Genomic DNA, 16,670 nt, shown 5'->3' on the forward strand with positions numbered 1-16,670 from the left:
ACGGCGGCGAGCAGCACCTGCTTGCTCTCGAAGTGGTGGTAGATCGCGCTCGGCTGCACCTCGAGCTCGGTGCCGAGCCGGCGCATGGTCAGCGACGCCAGGCCGCCCCGATCGAGCAGCGAGATCGCGTGGTCGAGCACGTCGGAGCGGTGGTGGGGCACGTCGCCCTCCCCTCTCGTCGTTGACGTGTGGACCCGGCGACCCTAACCTGAACACCGTTCAACTGATCACCGTTCAGGTAGAGGATCCCCCGCATGAGCACTCGTCGCAACCCCGGCACCGACATCGCCCTGATCGCCGCGTTCGCCGCCCTCGTCGCGGCCTGTGCCCTGCTGCCCGCGATCAAGGTCGCCGGCCCGGTGCCGATCACCCTGCAGACCTTCGCGGTGCTGCTCTCCGGCGCGGTGCTCGGCAGCCGCCCCGGCTTCCTCGCCGTCCTGCTCTACGTCGCCGGCGGCGCCGCCGGGCTGCCGATCTTCTCCGGCGGAGCGGCCGGCCTTGCGGTGCTGACGGGCCCGACCGCGGGCTACCTCGTCGGGTTCGTCTTCGCCGCCGCGCTCTGCGGCGCGATCGTCGAGCGGCTCCCCCGCCGCTCGCTCGTCAGCCCGGTCGCCATCTTCTGCGCCGGCCTGCTCAGCTCGGCACTGTTCATCCACACGCTCGGCATGGCCGGTCTCGTGCTCCGTGCCGACCTCACGTGGGGCCAGGCGTGGGACATCGACAAGATCTTCTGGATCGGCGACCTGCTCAAGAACGTCGCGATGGCGCTCGTCGCCACCGCCGTCCACCGCGCCTTCCCCGACCTGCTCGGCCGGCCGGTCACCGCGACCGCCGAGGCGCGGCCCCAGGGCACGCCCGCCACGTGAGCGAGATCCGCCTCGAGCAGGTCACCGTCACGGTCCCGACCCACGACGGCACCCGCGAGATCCTCCACGAGACGACGCTCCACCTCACCGAGCGGAGGGTCGCCCTGATCGGACCCAACGGCTCGGGCAAGTCGACCCTCGCCCGGCTCGTCAACGGGCTGGTCCCCGCGACCACCGGCCGCGTGCTCGTCGACGGCCTCGACGTGGCACGGGAGGGACGCGACGTACGACGCCGGGTGGGGTTCATGTTCACCGACCCCGCCGCGCAGCTGGTGATGCCGACCGCGCGCGAGGACGTGGCACTATCGCTGCGACGCCAGGTGAAGGACAAGGCGGACCGGCTGGCCCGGGCCGACCGGGTCCTCGCGGACCACGGGCTCGAGGGCTTCGGCGACCGCAGCGTGCACGCGCTGTCCGGCGGCGAGGGCCAGCTGCTCGCGCTCGCCGGCGTGCTCGCGACCGAGCCGTCGATCCTCGTGGCCGACGAGCCGACCACCCTGCTCGACCTCGGCAACAGCCGGAGGATCGGCGAGCTGCTGCTCGGCCTCTCCCAGCAGGTCGTCGTCGTCACCCACGACCTCGAGCTCGCCGCGCGGTGCGACCGTGCGCTGCTGGTGCGCCACGGCCGGGTGGAGCTCGACGGAGACCCGGCCGACGTGGTCGAGCACTACCGGCGGTCGGCGTGAGCGCCCAGCTGCTCGGCCTGCACCAGCCCGGTACGACGCCCCTGCACCGGCTCCCGGCCGGCGCGAAGCTGCTCGGCCTGATGGTCGCCAGCCTCGTCGTGGTCGTCGTACGCGGGCCGGGGTCGGCGGTCGCGTTCCTGGCTGTCGCGGCCGGGCTGCTGGTGTGGTCGGGTGCCCGGCTCGGGCTCACCCTCCGGGCGATGCGGTGGCTGCTGCTGACGGCGGCGATCCTCGGCGCGTGGACGGTGTGGCAGAACGGCTGGCCGCGCGCGGTCGAGGTCGTCGGAGACCTGGTCGCGCTGATCCTGCTCGCGACGACGCTGACCGTGACGACGCCGGTCGACGAGGTGCTCGACGCGGTGTCACGCGGGTTGCAACCGTTGCGGCGGGTCGGGGTCGATCCCGAGGCAGTGGCCCTGGCCTTCTCGCTGATGCTGCGGGCGATCCCGACCACGATCATGCTGGCCGAGGAGTCGCGCGACGCCGCCGTCGCGCGGGGTCTCGAGCGCTCACCCCGGGCTCGGTTGATCCCCTTCGTGATCCGCGTCGTCGCCCGGGCCCGCGACACCGGCGACGCGCTCCACGCGCGCGGGATCGGCGACTGATCGCTGACCCGGGAGTCACCGGATATCCGGTGACCACCCCGCTTCGTAGGCAAGATCTCGGCCGACAACCGGGAGACTCGGGTGCACAGCCCTTCCGATGGCCCCTCAGCCCGTCGGCCGGTTGACGAACCAGCGGTGCCCGAAGGGGTCGCGGAAGACCGCCACCCGACCGGCGGGCGGGCTGTCCTCGGGGCCGCGGTCGAGCGTCACGCCCGACGCGACGACGCGGCCGCACACCGTGTCGACGTCGTCGACCTCGAGGTGGAGCGAGACGCTCGCACCGCGGGAGGCGTCGGGCGCCGCGACCCCGGCGGAGTCGAACTCGTCCGACATCATCCAGCGACCGCCACCGACGGCGAGCTCGACGTGGCCGACGCGGCCGTCGTCCATCAGGATCGGCTCGAGGACGACCTCGGCGCCCAGGACGTCGACGTACCACTCGATCGCGGCACGCGCGTCCGCCACGCAGAGGTACGGCGTCAGCTGGCCCATGGCAGCCATGTCACCAGCCGGGCGGCCGCCTGTCCACCCACGGCGCTGCCTCCTCGACCTGGGCCGAGAGCGCGAGCAGCAGCTCCTCCTCGGCCGGCCGGGCGGCGAGCATCACGCCGACCGGGAGCCCGTGGTCGGTCCAGTGGAGCGGGAGCGACACCGCCGGCATGCCGGTGACGTTCCACGCGCTGGTCCAGGGCGTGAAGTCCTTCTGGTTCGCGAAGTCGCGCGCCGGATCGGCGTCGTCGCGCAGCTCGCCCACCAGCGCCGGCGGGCGGGCGAGGGTCGGGGTGAGGACGACGTCGTACGGCGCGAGGGCGGCAAGGGCGGCGGCCGCGTGGCGACGCAGGCTGCCGATGGCGAGGCCGAATTCGGGGCCACTGACCGCGCGGCCGCGCTCGCCGAGCCAGCGGGTGAGCGGTCGCAGTCGGTCCTCGCGTCCGGGCGGCGCCGGCGACAGGGCCGTCAGCACGGCCCAGCAGGTCTCGAAGTCGGCGACCGCCGCCGGCGGGATCGGGACCGGCACGTCCTCGACGTCGTGGCCGAGGTCGGCGAGCAGGGCCGACGCGGCCTCCCAGGCGGCCACGCTGGACGGGGCGACCTCGACGTCGGCGATCACGGGCGCGATGAAGCGGGCAACCCGGAGCCGGTCGGGCTCGCGGTCGCAGGCATCGAGGAAGGAGGTGGTCGGCTCGGGCGCCCAGAAGGGATCCCCGACGCGACGGCCCTCGAGGACGTCGAGGAGGGCGGCCGCGTCGCGGACCGTGCGGGCGAGGGTGCCGGGCGTGGCGAGGCCGATCGGGTCGCCGTACATCGGCGCGCCGCTGATCCGCCCGCGGCTCGGCTTCAGCCCGACGAGGCCGCAGCACGAGGCGGGGATCCGGATCGATCCACCGCCGTCGGACCCGGGCGCGACCGGCAGCAGGCCGGCGGCCACCGCGGTTCCGGCGCCACCGGACGATCCGCCGGCGGTGCGGGTGGTGTCCCACGGCGTGACGGCCGGTGGAGCCACGTCCGGCTCGGTGTAGCAGGGCGACCCGAACTCCGGGGTGTTCGTCTTGCCCAGGCTCGGCATCCCTGCTGCCTCGACGGACAGGACGACGTTGTCGGAGGCGTCGGGGACGAAGTCGTCGTAGGCCGCCGAGCCGAAGGTGGTGCGGACGCCCGCCGTCGGGTGGAGGTCCTTGATGCCCGTCGGGACGCCCCACAGCGGACCTGCGTCCGTGGGGCGTCCCGTGTCGGCGAGCCGGCGCGCGTGGTCGCGGGCCTGCTCGACGGTGGTCGTGATGAAGGCGCCGACGTGGTCGGCGCGTCCGGCGTAGTGCTCGACGAGCTCGAGCGGCGACACCTCGCCGCGGCGGACGGCGTCACCCTGCTCGAGCGCGGTCAGGTCGTGGAGGCTCACTCCACGAACCTACTCATCCTTGGTTTCGACACGGGCTCGTTCCTCGCCCTGCTCAACCAGCGGAGTGGGTCAGGCAGCGGCCTCGACCTCGTGCGCGACGAGGGCGTCGAGCGCGCCGAGGAAGCGCTGGATGGCCTCCTCGTTCTGCAGCGGGTCACCCTCGACGGCGGACTCGTCGACGACGATGCCCTCGACCACGACGGCACCGGCGATGGTGGCGGAGTGGCGGGCGTGCTCGTGCGACCACTTGCCGCCGTACGGCGTCGGGGTGGCGCCGATGGCCGCGAAGGGCTTGCCGACGATGGCGCCCTGGCCGTAGGGGCGGGACAGCCAGTCGATGGCGTTGTTGAGCACGGCAGGCATGGTGCCGTTGTACTCCGGGGTCACGGCGAGGACGCGGTCGGCGGACGCGACGGCCTGGCGCAGGGCGGAGGCGCCGGCGGGCACGGTGTCGCCGTCGATCTCCTCGTTGTAGAACGGGATGGTGTCGAGGCCCTCGACGACGTCGACGGTCACGCCTTCGGGGGCGTTGTCGCGGAGGTGCTCGGCGATGCGGCGGTTGAGCGAGCCGGCACGGAGGGAGCCGAGCAGGACGGCGACACGGGTCTGGTGGTGAGTGGTCATACCGGAAAAACGGACCGTGGTCCGTTTTCATTCCCGATGTCCAGATCTTTTTCCGGACCCTAGGGTGGCGGCATGACCAACCTGCTCCCGATGGCGGACGGCCCCGCCCCGGAGCGGGCCGACGCGGCTCGCAACCGCGAGGCGATCCTCGCGGCAGCGCTGCACCTCGTCGAGACGCGGGGGGTCGACTGCGTGACGATGGACACCGTCGCGGCCGAGGCCGGCGTCGGCAAGGGCACGCTCTTCCGGCGCTTCGAGAGCCGCGAGGGCCTGATGGCGGCAGTACTCAACGAGTCGGAGACCGCGTGGCAGGCCAGCGTGCTCTCCGGTCCCCCGCCCCTCGGGCCGGGCGCCCCGGCCTACGACCGGCTGCTGGCCTTCGGGCACTCGCGCCTGGCCACCAACCTCAGCCACGCCCGGTTGATCGCCGCGGCCGGACGACCGGGCGCACGCTCGGTGGCCGCGCTGTCGTTCGCCAACATGCACGTGCGCTACCTGCTCGGCGAGCTCGGCGTCTCCGGTGACCTGCTCATGCTCGCCACCGCGGTCCTGGCCCCGCTCGAGCTCGTCGTGCTCGACCAGCAGGTCAACCACGAGCATCTGTCGATCGAGCGGGTCGAGGCGGGCTGGCAGGACCTGGTGCGCCGGATCGTCGGCGCCTGAGGCGGAGGACCGGCTACCAGCCGACGGCGCCGAAGGTGATCAGCGCCCCGATCCACCACGTGCCGGCAGCCACGAGGGCCGCGACCAGCGGGACCCACCAGGTGGTGCGCCCGCGCCGCCAGCGCACGACCACCCAGACCAGCGCCACGAGGGCGACCACGATCGGCGAGGCGGCCGAGGTGAAGACGCCGGTCGCGACGAGACCCTCGTTGCAGTCGTTGCCGGAGCCGCACGAGTCGGTGGCCATCGCGGTGAGCAGTCCCATGAAGCCGGCGGCCGGCGCGAGCACGATCAGGGCGATCAGGAGCAGGACGGTGACGACGCGGTCGGTGGGACGCGGGTCGCGCGGCTGGTCGACGTACGACGCGGGCTGGGTCACGCCGCCAACCTAGGACATTCCGTCAGCCGCCGAGGGCTTTCAGCCTGCGCTTCATCGCGGCGATCTCGACGGCCTGGTCCGAGCCGATGTGGTTGGCGAGCTGGAAGATGGTGGTCTCCTGGCCGCCCTCGCCGCCGTCCATGAGGTCCTGCACCATCATGATCGCCCCGTCGTGGTGGTTGATCATGGCCCGCAGGAAGTAGCGGTCGAAGGCCCGCCCGTCGAGGTCGCGCATCCGGTCGAGCTGCTGCGGCGTGAGCATGCCGGGCATGTCGGCGTGCTGGTCACCGTGGTCGCCGCCGTGGTCGCTGCCGTGGTCGCTGCCGTGATCCCCGTGGTCGCCCTGCGCGCTGTCGGACGAGGCGTTGGTGGTGAGCCAGTCCTTCAGCTGCTGGATCTCGTCGGCCTGCGAGACCTCCATCCGCTCGACCATCGCGAGCAGGCCGGGGTCCCCGGCGCGGTCCGGCACCAGCGCAGCCATCTCGAGCGCCTGCTCGTGGTGCGGGATCATCATCTCGACGAACTCCACGTCGGCCTCGGTGTGCATCGGCGTCGAGAGCTCCTCGACGTCCTCGGGCGATAGCGTCCTGTTGCCCTCCCCCGGTGCGCCGAGCTGCACGACGGGCGCGTCGCCCTCGGCCTGCTCGGCTCCGGACGGCTTGCCGTCGGGCTCGCTGCCCGTGCAGGACGTCGTGCCGAGGACGACGACGAGCACGGCGCCGAGCCGGGCCAGGAGGGTCATGCGTGCTCACTTCCGCGGGTGGTCCGGTGGTCGCAATCAGTCTTTGGTCCATGGTGCGCGACACATCCGCGTCGCTACGTTGCTCGGCATCATAGGTCGCTCCGGGGCGCGGATCACCGTCCGAAAGTCCCTGCGTGCGGCCACGATTGAAAGGTCGTCACCACCTCCATGTCGGACCTCCGCCGCAGTAGAAGCCCGCACCGAGTCCTGGGACTGGTCGCAGGAGCACTGGTCGCCACGATGCTCCCCACCACCGTCGCCGCCACCGCCGCGCAGGCCGGTGCCGCGGACCCCGACCCCCGGATCGGGCTGGCCCCGGGATACCTCCCGTGGTCCGAGGCCGCCAGCAACATCGAGCTGCTCGACAACGACCCCCGCACCGGCGCCTTCGACGGCAACCCGGGCGCGTCGAGCATCAACTCCGACCTCGCCTTCAGCGGCGACAACGCGATCGTCGGCAACTACCTCGGGTTCCAGGTCTACGACATCTCCGACCCGGCCGAGCCCAGCCTGCGCGGGTCCTTCCTCTGCCCCGGCGGCCAGGGCGACGTCTCGGTCCACGGCGACCTGCTCTTCATGTCGGTCGAGCAGACGTCCGGGCGCATCGACTGCGGCACCCAGGGCGCCCCGGGCAGCGTGAACCCCGAGCGGTTCCGCGGCATCCGGATCTTCGACATCTCCGACATCTCCAGCCCCGAGCAGGTCGGCTACGTGCAGACCTGCCGCGGCTCGCACACCCACACGCTCGTGGACTCGCCCAGCGATCCCGACAACCTCTACATCTACAACTCCGGCACCTCGAGCGTCCGCTCCGCCGACGAGCTCGCCGGGTGCGAGAACGCCCCGACCAACAGCAACACCCCGGTGACGACGGGCAACCCGACGCAGTGGCGCATCGACGTCATCAAGGTGCCGCTCGACGCGCCCGAGGACGCGGCGATCGTCAGCCAGCCCCGCATCTTCACCGACCCGGTCACCGGCGCCTACAACGGGCTGCAGAACCTGCCGCCCAACGGCACCCACCCGTCGGGCACCAACTACTCGCCGTCCCCGAACACCAACACCTGCCACGACATCACCGCCTACCCGGAGATCGGGATCGCGGCAGGCGCCTGCCAGGGCAACGGCATCCTGCTCGACATCAGCGACCCGGCCAACCCTGTCCGCACGGACGCGGTCGCCGACGTCAACTTCTCCTACTGGCACTCGGCCACGATCAACAACGACGGCACCAAGGTGATCTTCACCGACGAGTGGGGCGGCGGCTCGAGCCCGCGCTGCCGCGAGACCGACCGGCCCGAGTGGGGCGCCAACGCGATCTTCGACATCGTCGGCGGCAAGATGAAGTTCCGCAGCTACTACAAGCTGCCGGTGCCGCAGACCGCGCAGGAGAACTGCGTGGCCCACAACGGGTCGCTCGTCCCGGTCCCCGGTCGCGACATCATGGTCCAGGCCTGGTACCAGGGCGGGATGTCGATCTTCGACTTCACCGACTCGAGCAACCCGGTCGAGCTCGCCTACTACGACCGCGGCCCGATCAACGCCCCCAACCCGACCGGCCTGAACCTGGGCGGCTTCTGGTCGACGTACTGGTACAACGGCAACGTCTTCGGCAGCGAGATCGCCCGCGGCTTCGACGCGTTCGGCCTGCTCCCGAGCGACCTGCTCTCCGAGGACGAGATCGCGGCGGCCAGCGAGGTCACGGCCGACGAGCTCAACGCCCAGCACCAGACCACGACGACGTGGGCACCGAGCTTCGCGGTGGCCGGCTCCTACGTCGACCAGGCCGCGCGCTCCGGCGCGCTGTCGGGCGAGCCCCTCGACGCCGTGACCGCCAACTTCGAGAAGGCCCGTGCGTACGCCGCCCAGGGCGCCTCCTCGGCACCCCTGGTCAGGTACCACCTGAACGCCGCGCTGAAGTTCCTCGGCAACAACGGGGACCAGGGCACGGCGCGCCAGGCGATCGCCGAGCTGCGTGACAGCACGGCGTGCGAGGCAGGCTGCAAGCTGCCGACCAAGGTCACCGCGTCGCACTCCCCCGAGCCGTCCACGTTCGGCGAGGCCTCGACGGCCAGTGTGACCGTGGCGCGCGTCGGGACCGAGGGCGCGGACCCGGCCGGCACCGTCACGGTGACCGACGCGTCCGGCAAGCAGCTCGGCAGGGCCGCGCTCACCAAGGGTGCCGCCACGGTCGAGCTGCCTGGCAACCTCCCGGTCGGCACGCACACGCTGACCGCGACCTACGGCGGTGACGAGACGAACGCCGCCTCGTCGGCGACCTTCACCGCCACGGTCAAGGCCGCACCGGTGCCCGCCAGGGCGGCGTCGCGGACGACGGTCAAGGTCAACCCGGCCAAGCCGCGGTTCAAGAAGGCCTTCCGGGTCGTCGCCAAGGTGAGGGCCACGGGCGCGGACGCGACCGGCAAGGTCGTCGTCAAGGTCGACGGCAAGGTGGTCGCGACGAAGAAGCTCGCCGACGGCCGCGTGGTGTTCGACATCAGGCGGACCATCAAGGCCGGCAAGCACAAGCTGCTGGTCTCCTACGACGGCAGCAAGGCCGTCGCGCCCAGCAAGGTCCGGACGTCGTTCCGGGTCGTGCGCTGACCCGCTCCCCCACGAGAGGCCCCGGCGGTTGCCCGCCGGGGCCTCTCGGTCGTCGGGTGGTTGCTAGCCGTGCTGGCGACGCAGGCCGAAGGTCAGGCCGTCGACGAGCGCGCCCCACGACGCCTCGATCACGTTGGCGCCGACGCCCACGGTGACCCACGACGACTGGCCGTCGGAGGTCTCGATCAGCACGCGGGTGATGGCGTCGGTGCCGTGGCCCTGGTCGAGGATGCGGACCTTGTAGTCGATCAGCTCGAACTTCGCGACCTCGGGGAACGCCTGGCCGATCGCCTCACGGAGTGCTGCGTCCAGTGCGTTGACCGGGCCGTTGCCCTCGCCCGTGACGACGTACCTCACGCCCTCCGCCTTCAGCTTCACCGTGGCCTCGGAGATCGCCTCGCCACCGGTGCGGGTCTCGGTGATGACGCGCCACGACTCGACGTCGAAGTACGACGGCCGGGTGCCCTCGACCTCCTCGGCGAGCAGCAGCTCGAAGGACGCGTCGGCGGCCTCGAAGGTGTAGCCGCGCTGCTCGAGCTCCTTGACGCGGTCGGTGACGCGGGTGACCAGCTCGCGGTCGTGCGAGAGGTCGAAGCCAAGCTCCCTGCCCTTGAGCTCGATGGACGCGCGGCCGGCCATGTCGGAGACGAGGAGCCTCATGTCGTTGCCGATGTCGAGCGGGTCCATGTGCTGGTAGAGGTTCGGGTCGACCTTGATCGCGCTGGCGTGCAGGCCCGCCTTGTGCGCGAACGCCGACGTGCCGACGTAGGGCTGGCGCGAGGCCGGCGGGAAGTTGGTGACCTCGGCGACGGCGTGCGCGATCCGGGTCGCCTCGCGCAGCAGTCCCTGCGGGAGCACCGACCTGTCCAGCTTGAGCTCGAGGTTGGCGACCACGGTGACGAGGTCGGCGTTGCCGGTGCGCTCGCCGTAGCCGTTGATGCAGCCCTGGACGTGCGTCGCGCCGGCGTTGACCGCGGCCAGCGAGTTGGCGACCGCGCAGCCACTGTCGTTGTGCGCGTGGATGCCGACGCGGGCACCGGTCGTGTCGATGACGTCGAGCACGACGTCGGAGACCCAGTCCGGCAGCATGCCGCCGTTGGTGTCGCAGAGCGCGACGACCTCGGCGCCGGCCTCCGCCGCGGTCCGGAGGACCTCGAGGGCGTACGCCCGGTTCGCCTGGTAGCCGTCGAAGAAGTGCTCGGCGTCGAGGAAGACCGTCTGTCCCTCCTCGCGCAGGTGGGTCACGGTGTCGCGCACCATCGCGAGGTTCTCCTCCAGCGTGGTGCGCAGCGCGAGCTCGACGTGCCGGTCGTGCGACTTCGCGACGAGCGTGACGACGCCGGCGCCCGAGTCGCGGAGGGCGGCGACGAGCGGGTCATCGGCGGCCCTGACTCCCGCGCGCCTGGTGGCGCCGAACGCCGCGAGCCTCGCGTGCTGCAGGTCCAGCTCCTCCTGCGCGCGGCGGAAGAACTCGGTGTCCTTCGGGTTCGCACCCGGCCAGCCGCCCTCGATGTAACCGACGCCCAGGCCGTCGAGCTGCTTGGCGATCGTCAGCTTGTCGGCGACCGAGAGGTTGAGCCCCTCCTGCTGGGCGCCGTCGCGCAGGGTGGTGTCGTAGACGTGGAAGGCGCCGTGCAGGTCCATCGGAGCATCTCTCTGGCTGATGACATGAAAAAACCTCCTGGGGTGCAGGAGGTGGGCGCGACGAGTGGCTCGTCGCGCTAGCGAATGATGATCGTGCTGCTGGTCACGGCTTCATGGTGCCACTGATGCGGCCGGCGTGAGACGTGCGTCTCGGGATCTGGGCGTGCGGGGCCCGCACATGTCGGTCGTCCCGGCCCCGTCGTACATGACAGGGTGGACCCCATGATCACGGTTGAGAGCCTCACCAAGACCTACGGCGGGTTCACCGCCGTGGATGACGTCAGCTTCACCGCGCAACGCGGCCGGGTGACCGGCTTCCTCGGCCCCAACGGAGCCGGGAAGACCACGACGATGCGGATCATGGTCGGGCTGACGCCGGCCACGTCGGGCAGCGTGAAGATCGGCGGCCGGGACTACCGCGACATCCCGAACCCCGGCCGCCACGTCGGCGTCCTGCTGGACGCCTCGGCCCAGCACGCCGGTCGCACCGGCCGCGAGGTGCTGATGATCGGCGCGAAGACCATGGGCCTTCCGGACACGCGCGTCGACGAGATGCTGGAGATGGTGTCGCTCACGGCGGCGGAGTCCAAGCGCCGGGTGCGCAACTACTCGCTCGGCATGCGCCAGCGCCTCGGGATCGCCCACGCGCTGCTCGGCAACCCGTCGGTGCTGATCCTCGACGAGCCGGCCAACGGCCTCGACCCGGCGGGCATCCGGTGGATGCGGCGCCTGCTCAAGTCGTACGCCGACCAGGGCGGGACCGTGCTGCTCTCCAGCCACCTGCTCAACGAGGTCGAACTGATCGCCGACGAGATGATCCTGATCGGCCGGGGCACGATCGTCGCCTCGGGCACCAAGGAGTCCCTGCTGTCGGGCCAGGCCAGCAGCACGCTGGTCCACTCCGAGGACAACGACGCGCTCGGTCGCCACCTGACCGCTGCCGGGCACCAGGTCACCGTCGAGGCCGGTGGGCTGCGGGTCGACTCCGACTCCCCCACCGTCGGACGGGCCGCGCTCGAGGCACAGGTCGTGCTGACCGAGCTCCGGTCCGGGGCCGCCGGCCTCGAGGACCTCTTCCTCTCCCTCACCGAGGACACCCAGCGCGAGGGACATCCCGCCGCCGCGACCGCCCAGGGAGGCAACGCATGAGCACCACCAGCCAGTCCGAGGTCCTGGACGTCTCGGGCACCCCGGCCGTCCCGTTCACCCGGCTCGTCAGCGTCGAGGTCCGCAAGGCCCTCGACACCCGCGCCGGCCGCTGGTTCTCCGGCTCGATCGTGCTCCTCAGCCTCGCGGTCGTAGTCATCTACGCGTTCGCGGCTCCGGAGAACGCCCGCGACTTCGGCGACGTCATCGCGGTGTCGGGTGCCGTCCTCGGCTACTTCCTGCCCATCCTGCTGATCCTGATGGTCACCAGCGAGTGGAGCCAGCGCACCGGGCTCACCACCTTCACCCTCGAGCCGCACCGCGGTCGCGTCGTGGCAGCGAAGCTCTGCGGCGGCCTGATCCTCGGCGCGGTGCTGATCGTCATCGCCATGCTCGTCGCCGCGGTCGGCACCCTCATCGGCGGTGGCGGCTGGTCGATCACCGCCGACGTCCTGGTCAAGGGCTTCCTGGTCGCCAACCTCATCGGCATCCTCACCGGCTTCGCCATCGGCATGCTGCTGATGAACAGCCCGGCGGCGATCGTCACCTACTTCATCTACTCCCTCGTGCTGCCGATCGCGGTCGGCATCCTGGGCTCCTTCCAGCAGTGGTTCGCCGACCTCGCGCCGTGGATCGAGTTCAACACGGCGCAGGGGCTGTTGTTCCAGGCCGACGGCGCGCCGAGCGGCGAGGTCCTCGCCCAGCTCCTCGTCTCCGGCACGATCTGGCTCGTGGTGCCCTTCGTCCTGGGCCTGCTGCGACTGCTGCGCGCCGAGCCCAAGTAGCGCGAGCGGTCGGCGTACGTCCGGCGTGCGGCTGGTCAGTCCCGGCCGCACGCCGCCGCACCCAGCGCGACCAGCGCCGAGAGCAGGAAGGCCGTCGACATGCCGAACCCGTCCGCGACCACCCCGGCGAGGGCGGCGCCGACGGCCTGACCGAGCACCAGCGCGACGAACAGCACCGACGTGCCGGCGGCTCCTCGGGCGGGCACCACGCGGCTCGCCCAGGCGATGAGCGCGGAGCTCGCCGCGACGAAGCCCCAGCCGAACCCGAAGCACGCCATGCCGTGCACGAGTGCCGGAGCGTCCGTCAGGCCCAGGCCGGCGGTCGACGCGGCGACCACCGCGGAAGTGATCAGCCAGGCTCGCTGTGGCGACAGCGACGCGAGCCGCCCCGCCGTGAGCACCGTCGCCGTACCCCCGGCACCCAGGGCGATCCAGGCGAGCACGGTCGTCGTGTCGCCGGCCCCGGTGGCTGCGAGCTGTGTGCGGCCGTAGGTCCACCTTACCGCCGAGGCGGCGCCCATCAGGATCGCGGCAATCGCCGGGACCCCGAGCGCCGTCAGTGCGGCGGCCCCACCGTGCGCTGGCGTCCGAGAGCCGGTCGCGGGGCGGACCGACCCCCGATCGAGCAGCAGCACGCCGCCACCGGCGAGCGCGGTCACGGCCGCGCTCAGGACGAAGGCAGCGCGCCAGTCCGGCATCACCAGCGCGAGCACGCCTGCCGCCACCAGGCCGGGCCCGGTGCCGGCGTTGACCGTCGCCTGCGCCGCATCGGCCCGCTGGGGCGAGACGGTGCGCGCGACGACCGCCACCAGTCCCGGTGACGCCAGGCCCGCCCCGGTCGAGGCGACGACGACGGCAGGGGCCAGGAGGGCCAGGCCAGGGGCGAGTGCCATCGCGACCGCACCGCCCGAGGCCGTCGCGACCGAGGCGACGAGCAGGGCTCGCGGGCGGCCGTCGAGCACGACCCCGGCGAGCGCGCCCACGCAGTAGGCCACTGACGAGCCCGATGCGATGAAGCCCGCGGTCGCCGTGCCGAGCGGCACCGACCGGTCGATGTCGGGCAGGAAGAGCCCGTAGGCGAGGCGGACCAGACCGTACGTCCCGGCGATGAGCCCGCAGCCGGCCACCACAAGCCACCCGTCGCGGGACGACAAGAACGATAACGACCGTTTCACTTCTTGACCCTACACTTCACACGTGGCCACCCGTGACTCCACCCGCACCCGGCTCCTCGACGCCGTCGACGAGGTCGTGTTCGCCGGGGGCGACACCCACGCGCCGGTCGACGTCATCCTCGACCGGGCCGGTGTCTCCCCGGCGACGCTCTACCGCGCCTACGGCAGCAAGGACGACCTCGTCGCGGCCGCACTCGACCGGCGCCACGCGGAGTGGCTCGAGGTGTGGGAAGCGGCGGTGGCTGCGGCTAGCACGGACCGCGACCGGCTCCTGGCCGTCTTCGACGCGATCGACACCTTCCGGAGGAGGAGCACCAGCGCCCGGTGGTGCGCGTTCCTCGGCACGGCCGCCGGACACGTCGAGCCCACACCCGTGCTCGCTGCAGCGGTCCGTCACGAGACGGAGACGCTTGGCGCGCGGCTCCTCGAGCTCGCGGAGCCCGTCGTCGGCCCGGCCGCGCCCGTCGTGGTCGAGGCGCTCGTGCTCCTCTACTCCGGCGAGCTGGCCATGCGCCTGCGTCCCGACGCCCCGGGCGCCGACCGACCGCGCACGCGCGACCTGGCGGGCGTGGTCCTCGACCACGCGGACCTGCTCGACGCCTGAACGCCGGGGCGGCGAGCACACGCCGAGCAGCCCGGACAAGCAGAAAGGCCCCGACCGCAGATGCGGTCGGGGCCCTTCGGTGCGCTACGTCAGACGGCGCGGACGTTCTCGGCCTGCGGGCCCTTGGGGCCGGCGGTGACGTCGAACTCGACCTTCTGGTTCTCGTCGAGCGACTTGTAGCCGTTGGTCTGGATCGCGGAGAAGTGGACGAACACGTCCTCACCGCCGCCATCCTGCGCGATGAAGCCGAAGCCCTTCTCAGCGTTGAACCACTTCACGGTGCCCTGAGCCATTGTCATTTCCTCTGTTCGGTGCCGGGGACGACGTGCCCGCCGGCCGCTGAAGCCATCCACCCGTGCTGATGTCCAGCGAACCGAATACCAGGAAGAACAAGATACGAGTCGCGCCATGTGCGCGACCAGGATGGACGAGTCCACCCCTTCAACACCACCAGCCTAGAGCATCACCGGTCCGGCGTCGGATTCGGCGGGGTCCCGGTGGTCACCGGACGTCTAGAGCCAACCGGGCAGCCGCACGTCGGAGAACGGCGCGGAGTCGTACGGCGACCAGCTCGTGCCCTGCGCCGACGCAGCCGCGCCGAGGCCCGAGCCGAGTGCTGCGACGAGCAGCGTGAGGATGAGCCAGGGCACGCCGCGTCGGGCCAGCGGGTCGACCACGCGGTGGACCGGCGAGCGGACCCGCTCGGCGCCGGGGCCGAGCCAGGCGGCGACCGCGAAGGTGGCGCCGACGACGGCCAGCGAGGTGGTCATCGAGATCGAGGCCGCGAAGCAGAGCAGCGCGATCGCGCAGGCGATGCCGATGCTCCAGAGGAAGAGGATCAGGGCACCGCCGAGCGCGGCCACGACGTGCCACGGGGCGGCGAGCAGCACCTGCACGCCGTCGTACCACCTGGCCCCGCGACGGTCTCGCCGGTTGCCGGCGGACGACGCGGCCAGCGAGCCGCTGCGCAGCAGCCAGACGACGAGGAAGAGGACCGCGGTCGTGACGTAGGGGGCGAAGGCGATGCCACCGGCCACCACCCCGGCGCCGGCCACGAGGGTCAGCGACCGGCGCAGGCGCTGGCCCGCCGGAACCCGCTCCCGGACGGGCGGACCGTAGTCGGTGACGTACTCCGTCGTGCCGTCCGGCAGCACGCGCGTCTGGCGGTGCGGGACGGTGCCGCCGTCCCACCGGTCGGTCGCGCGGTCGTCCTCGGACGTCCAGTCCTGCGACCAGTGGAAGGGCTCGACCGGCGCGGGAGCCTGCTCGACCGGGAGGACCGGCGGAGCAGCGGCGGTCCCGAGGCGGGTCGGGGCGTCGTACTCCTCGTGCTTCGCCGCCACGTAGGGCAGGGTGACGGGGCTGCCGCTCGCGTGCGACTCGCGCGGGGTGCCGCCGGAGATGTCCTCGAGCCAGTCGCGCACCTCCTCGAGCGAGGGCCGGTCCTCGGGGCGCGGGGCGAGCGCCTCCTCGACGAGGTCGAGGACGTCGGGGTCGAGGCCGCTCAGGTCGTGCTCGCCGCGGCGGACGCGGTCCATGATCGCCACCGACGGGCCTCGCCCGTAGGGCGCACGGCCGGTGCCGGCGTAGGCCACCGTGGCGGCCCAGGCGTGCACGTCGGACGCCGCGCTGGCGTCGTCGCCGTAGAGGATCTCCGGCGCGAGGTAGCCGGGGGTGCCGAGCAGCCAGCCGTTCATCGTGATGCGCGAGTCGTCGGCCACCCGGGCCAGCCCGAAGTCGATCAGGATCGGCGTGCGGCCCTCCATGATCACGTTGGACGGCTTGATGTCGCGGTGGAGCACGCCGACCGCGTGGACGGCCTCGAGCGCCTCGGCCAGGCAGTCGGCGAACCACAGCAGGTCGTCGCCGTCGAGCGCGCCCTCCTCCTGCACGTGGTCGTGCAGCGACAGGCCCGGGACGTAGCGGGTCGCGACGAACGGGATGTCGCCGTAGGGGTCGGCGTCGACGATCTCGGCGATGCGGCGGCTCCGGACCCGGCTCAGCGAGCTGACCTCGCGCGCGAGCCGGCGGCGGGCCTCGTCGTCGCCGACGATGTGCGGGCGGAGCACCTTGATCGCGACGGGACGCTCCCCCGGCTTCTGGCCGAGGTGCACCACGCCCATGCCGCCCTCGCCGAGGCGGGCGCGCAGCGCGTAGCCGCCGACGGTGAGTCCGGGCGGCGGCGCCGTCGCCCCCGCACGGGCGTCAGTCGGTGTCGTCACGTCATGAGGATACGGGCGAGACGCGCGG

General features: G+C 72.3%; 18 protein-coding genes. 8 read left to right on the top strand and 10 right to left on the bottom strand.

All coding sequences use genetic code 11. The features are described from left to right. On the bottom strand, window positions 1-161 hold a 161-nt coding region (locus BLV76_RS23250), incomplete at its 3' end, for a TetR/AcrR family transcriptional regulator (RefSeq protein ID WP_139306408.1). 93 nt (window positions 162-254) lie between these two features. Between BLV76_RS23250 and BLV76_RS00010 the strand changes: the two genes are divergently transcribed. The 3 genes from BLV76_RS00010 to BLV76_RS00020 are packed head-to-tail and all read left to right on the top strand — an operon-like array spanning window position 255 to window position 2,157. Next, a complete protein-coding gene (locus BLV76_RS00010) occupies window positions 255-866 on the top strand; it encodes a biotin transporter BioY (RefSeq protein ID WP_090967288.1) in 612 nt (203 codons plus the stop codon). Continuing rightward, window positions 863-1,552: an energy-coupling factor ABC transporter ATP-binding protein gene (locus BLV76_RS00015; RefSeq protein WP_090967289.1), complete on the top strand. Its 690-nt coding sequence runs from the start codon at window positions 863-865 to the stop codon at window positions 1,550-1,552. The genes BLV76_RS00010 and BLV76_RS00015 overlap by 4 nt, the downstream gene beginning before the upstream one ends. Then, complete coding sequence (locus tag BLV76_RS00020; protein ID WP_090967290.1) at window positions 1,549-2,157, top strand: energy-coupling factor transporter transmembrane component T family protein; 609 nt, start codon at window positions 1,549-1,551, stop codon at window positions 2,155-2,157. Before BLV76_RS00015 ends, BLV76_RS00020 begins: the two co-directional genes overlap by 4 nt. Before the next feature lie 105 nt (window positions 2,158-2,262). On the opposite strand, the gene BLV76_RS00025 is transcribed toward BLV76_RS00020, so the two are convergent. From BLV76_RS00025 to BLV76_RS00035, 3 genes are all read right to left on the bottom strand, one after another. Next, the gene (locus BLV76_RS00025; RefSeq protein WP_245734468.1) at window positions 2,263-2,658 is read right to left on the bottom strand and encodes a VOC family protein; all 396 of its coding nucleotides are present in this window, start codon (window positions 2,656-2,658) and stop codon (window positions 2,263-2,265) included. A gap of 1 nt (window position 2,659) precedes the next feature. Further along, window positions 2,660-4,054 carry an amidase gene (locus tag BLV76_RS00030; RefSeq protein WP_090967291.1) on the bottom strand — a complete coding sequence of 465 codons (1,395 nt, stop codon included), beginning with the start codon at window positions 4,052-4,054 and terminating at the stop codon, window positions 2,660-2,662. A gap of 69 nt (window positions 4,055-4,123) precedes the next feature. Further along, complete coding sequence (locus tag BLV76_RS00035; protein ID WP_090967292.1) at window positions 4,124-4,678, bottom strand: NAD(P)H-dependent oxidoreductase; 555 nt, start codon at window positions 4,676-4,678, stop codon at window positions 4,124-4,126. Window positions 4,679-4,750: 72 nt separating this feature from the next. Here BLV76_RS00035 and BLV76_RS00040 point away from each other — a divergent pair, with 72 nt between their 5' ends. Next, window positions 4,751-5,341 carry a TetR/AcrR family transcriptional regulator gene (locus BLV76_RS00040; protein ID WP_090967293.1) on the top strand — a complete coding sequence of 197 codons (591 nt, stop codon included), beginning with the start codon at window positions 4,751-4,753 and terminating at the stop codon, window positions 5,339-5,341. Between the two features lie 13 nt (window positions 5,342-5,354). Here BLV76_RS00040 and BLV76_RS00045 read toward each other — a convergent pair whose 3' ends face one another. Together BLV76_RS00045 and BLV76_RS00050 are read right to left on the bottom strand one after the other, a co-directional pair. Beyond that, a complete protein-coding gene (locus BLV76_RS00045) occupies window positions 5,355-5,720 on the bottom strand; it encodes a DUF6264 family protein (protein WP_090967294.1) in 366 nt (121 codons plus the stop codon). Between the two features lie 22 nt (window positions 5,721-5,742). Continuing rightward, the gene (locus BLV76_RS00050; RefSeq protein WP_090967295.1) at window positions 5,743-6,462 is read right to left on the bottom strand and encodes a DUF305 domain-containing protein; all 720 of its coding nucleotides are present in this window, start codon (window positions 6,460-6,462) and stop codon (window positions 5,743-5,745) included. A 168-nt stretch (window positions 6,463-6,630) separates the two neighbouring features. On the opposite strand from BLV76_RS00050, the gene BLV76_RS00055 reads away from it, so the two are divergent. Next, entirely contained in the window at window positions 6,631-9,066 is a 2,436-nt protein-coding gene (locus BLV76_RS00055) for an Ig-like domain repeat protein (protein WP_175539496.1), read from the top strand. A 63-nt stretch (window positions 9,067-9,129) separates the two neighbouring features. On the opposite strand, the gene cimA is transcribed toward BLV76_RS00055, so the two are convergent. Then, the gene (cimA, locus tag BLV76_RS00060) at window positions 9,130-10,710 is read right to left on the bottom strand and encodes a citramalate synthase (protein WP_090967297.1); all 1,581 of its coding nucleotides are present in this window, start codon (window positions 10,708-10,710) and stop codon (window positions 9,130-9,132) included. Window positions 10,711-10,932: 222 nt separating this feature from the next. On the opposite strand from cimA, the gene BLV76_RS00065 reads away from it, so the two are divergent. Together BLV76_RS00065 and BLV76_RS00070 are read left to right on the top strand one after the other, a co-directional pair. Then, window positions 10,933-11,859 carry an ABC transporter ATP-binding protein gene (locus tag BLV76_RS00065; RefSeq protein ID WP_090967298.1) on the top strand — a complete coding sequence of 309 codons (927 nt, stop codon included), beginning with the start codon at window positions 10,933-10,935 and terminating at the stop codon, window positions 11,857-11,859. After that, the gene (locus BLV76_RS00070; protein ID WP_090967299.1) at window positions 11,856-12,641 is read left to right on the top strand and encodes an ABC-2 transporter permease; all 786 of its coding nucleotides are present in this window, start codon (window positions 11,856-11,858) and stop codon (window positions 12,639-12,641) included. The genes BLV76_RS00065 and BLV76_RS00070 overlap by 4 nt, the downstream gene beginning before the upstream one ends. Window positions 12,642-12,676: 35 nt before the next feature. Here the strand turns inward: BLV76_RS00070 and BLV76_RS00075 are convergent, their stop codons facing one another. Further along, window positions 12,677-13,771 (bottom strand): MFS transporter, encoded by a 1,095-nt coding sequence (locus BLV76_RS00075; protein ID WP_175539497.1) that lies wholly within the window; start codon window positions 13,769-13,771, stop codon window positions 12,677-12,679. 67 nt (window positions 13,772-13,838) lie between these two features. On the opposite strand from BLV76_RS00075, the gene BLV76_RS00080 reads away from it, so the two are divergent. Then, a complete protein-coding gene (locus BLV76_RS00080; RefSeq protein ID WP_090967301.1) occupies window positions 13,839-14,420 on the top strand; it encodes a TetR/AcrR family transcriptional regulator in 582 nt (193 codons plus the stop codon). An 89-nt stretch (window positions 14,421-14,509) separates the two neighbouring features. Here BLV76_RS00080 and BLV76_RS00085 read toward each other — a convergent pair whose 3' ends face one another. Next, window positions 14,510-14,713, bottom strand: coding sequence for a cold-shock protein (locus tag BLV76_RS00085; RefSeq protein ID WP_090967302.1), 204 nt, complete (start codon window positions 14,711-14,713; stop codon window positions 14,510-14,512). 219 nt (window positions 14,714-14,932) lie between these two features. Then, a complete protein-coding gene (locus tag BLV76_RS00090) occupies window positions 14,933-16,642 on the bottom strand; it encodes a serine/threonine protein kinase (protein WP_175539498.1) in 1,710 nt (569 codons plus the stop codon). Window positions 16,643-16,670: the final 28 nt, after the last annotated feature.

It is taken from the genome of Nocardioides exalbidus (genome assembly GCF_900105585.1).
Classification (GTDB): Bacteria; Actinomycetota; Actinomycetes; order Propionibacteriales; family Nocardioidaceae; genus Nocardioides; species Nocardioides exalbidus.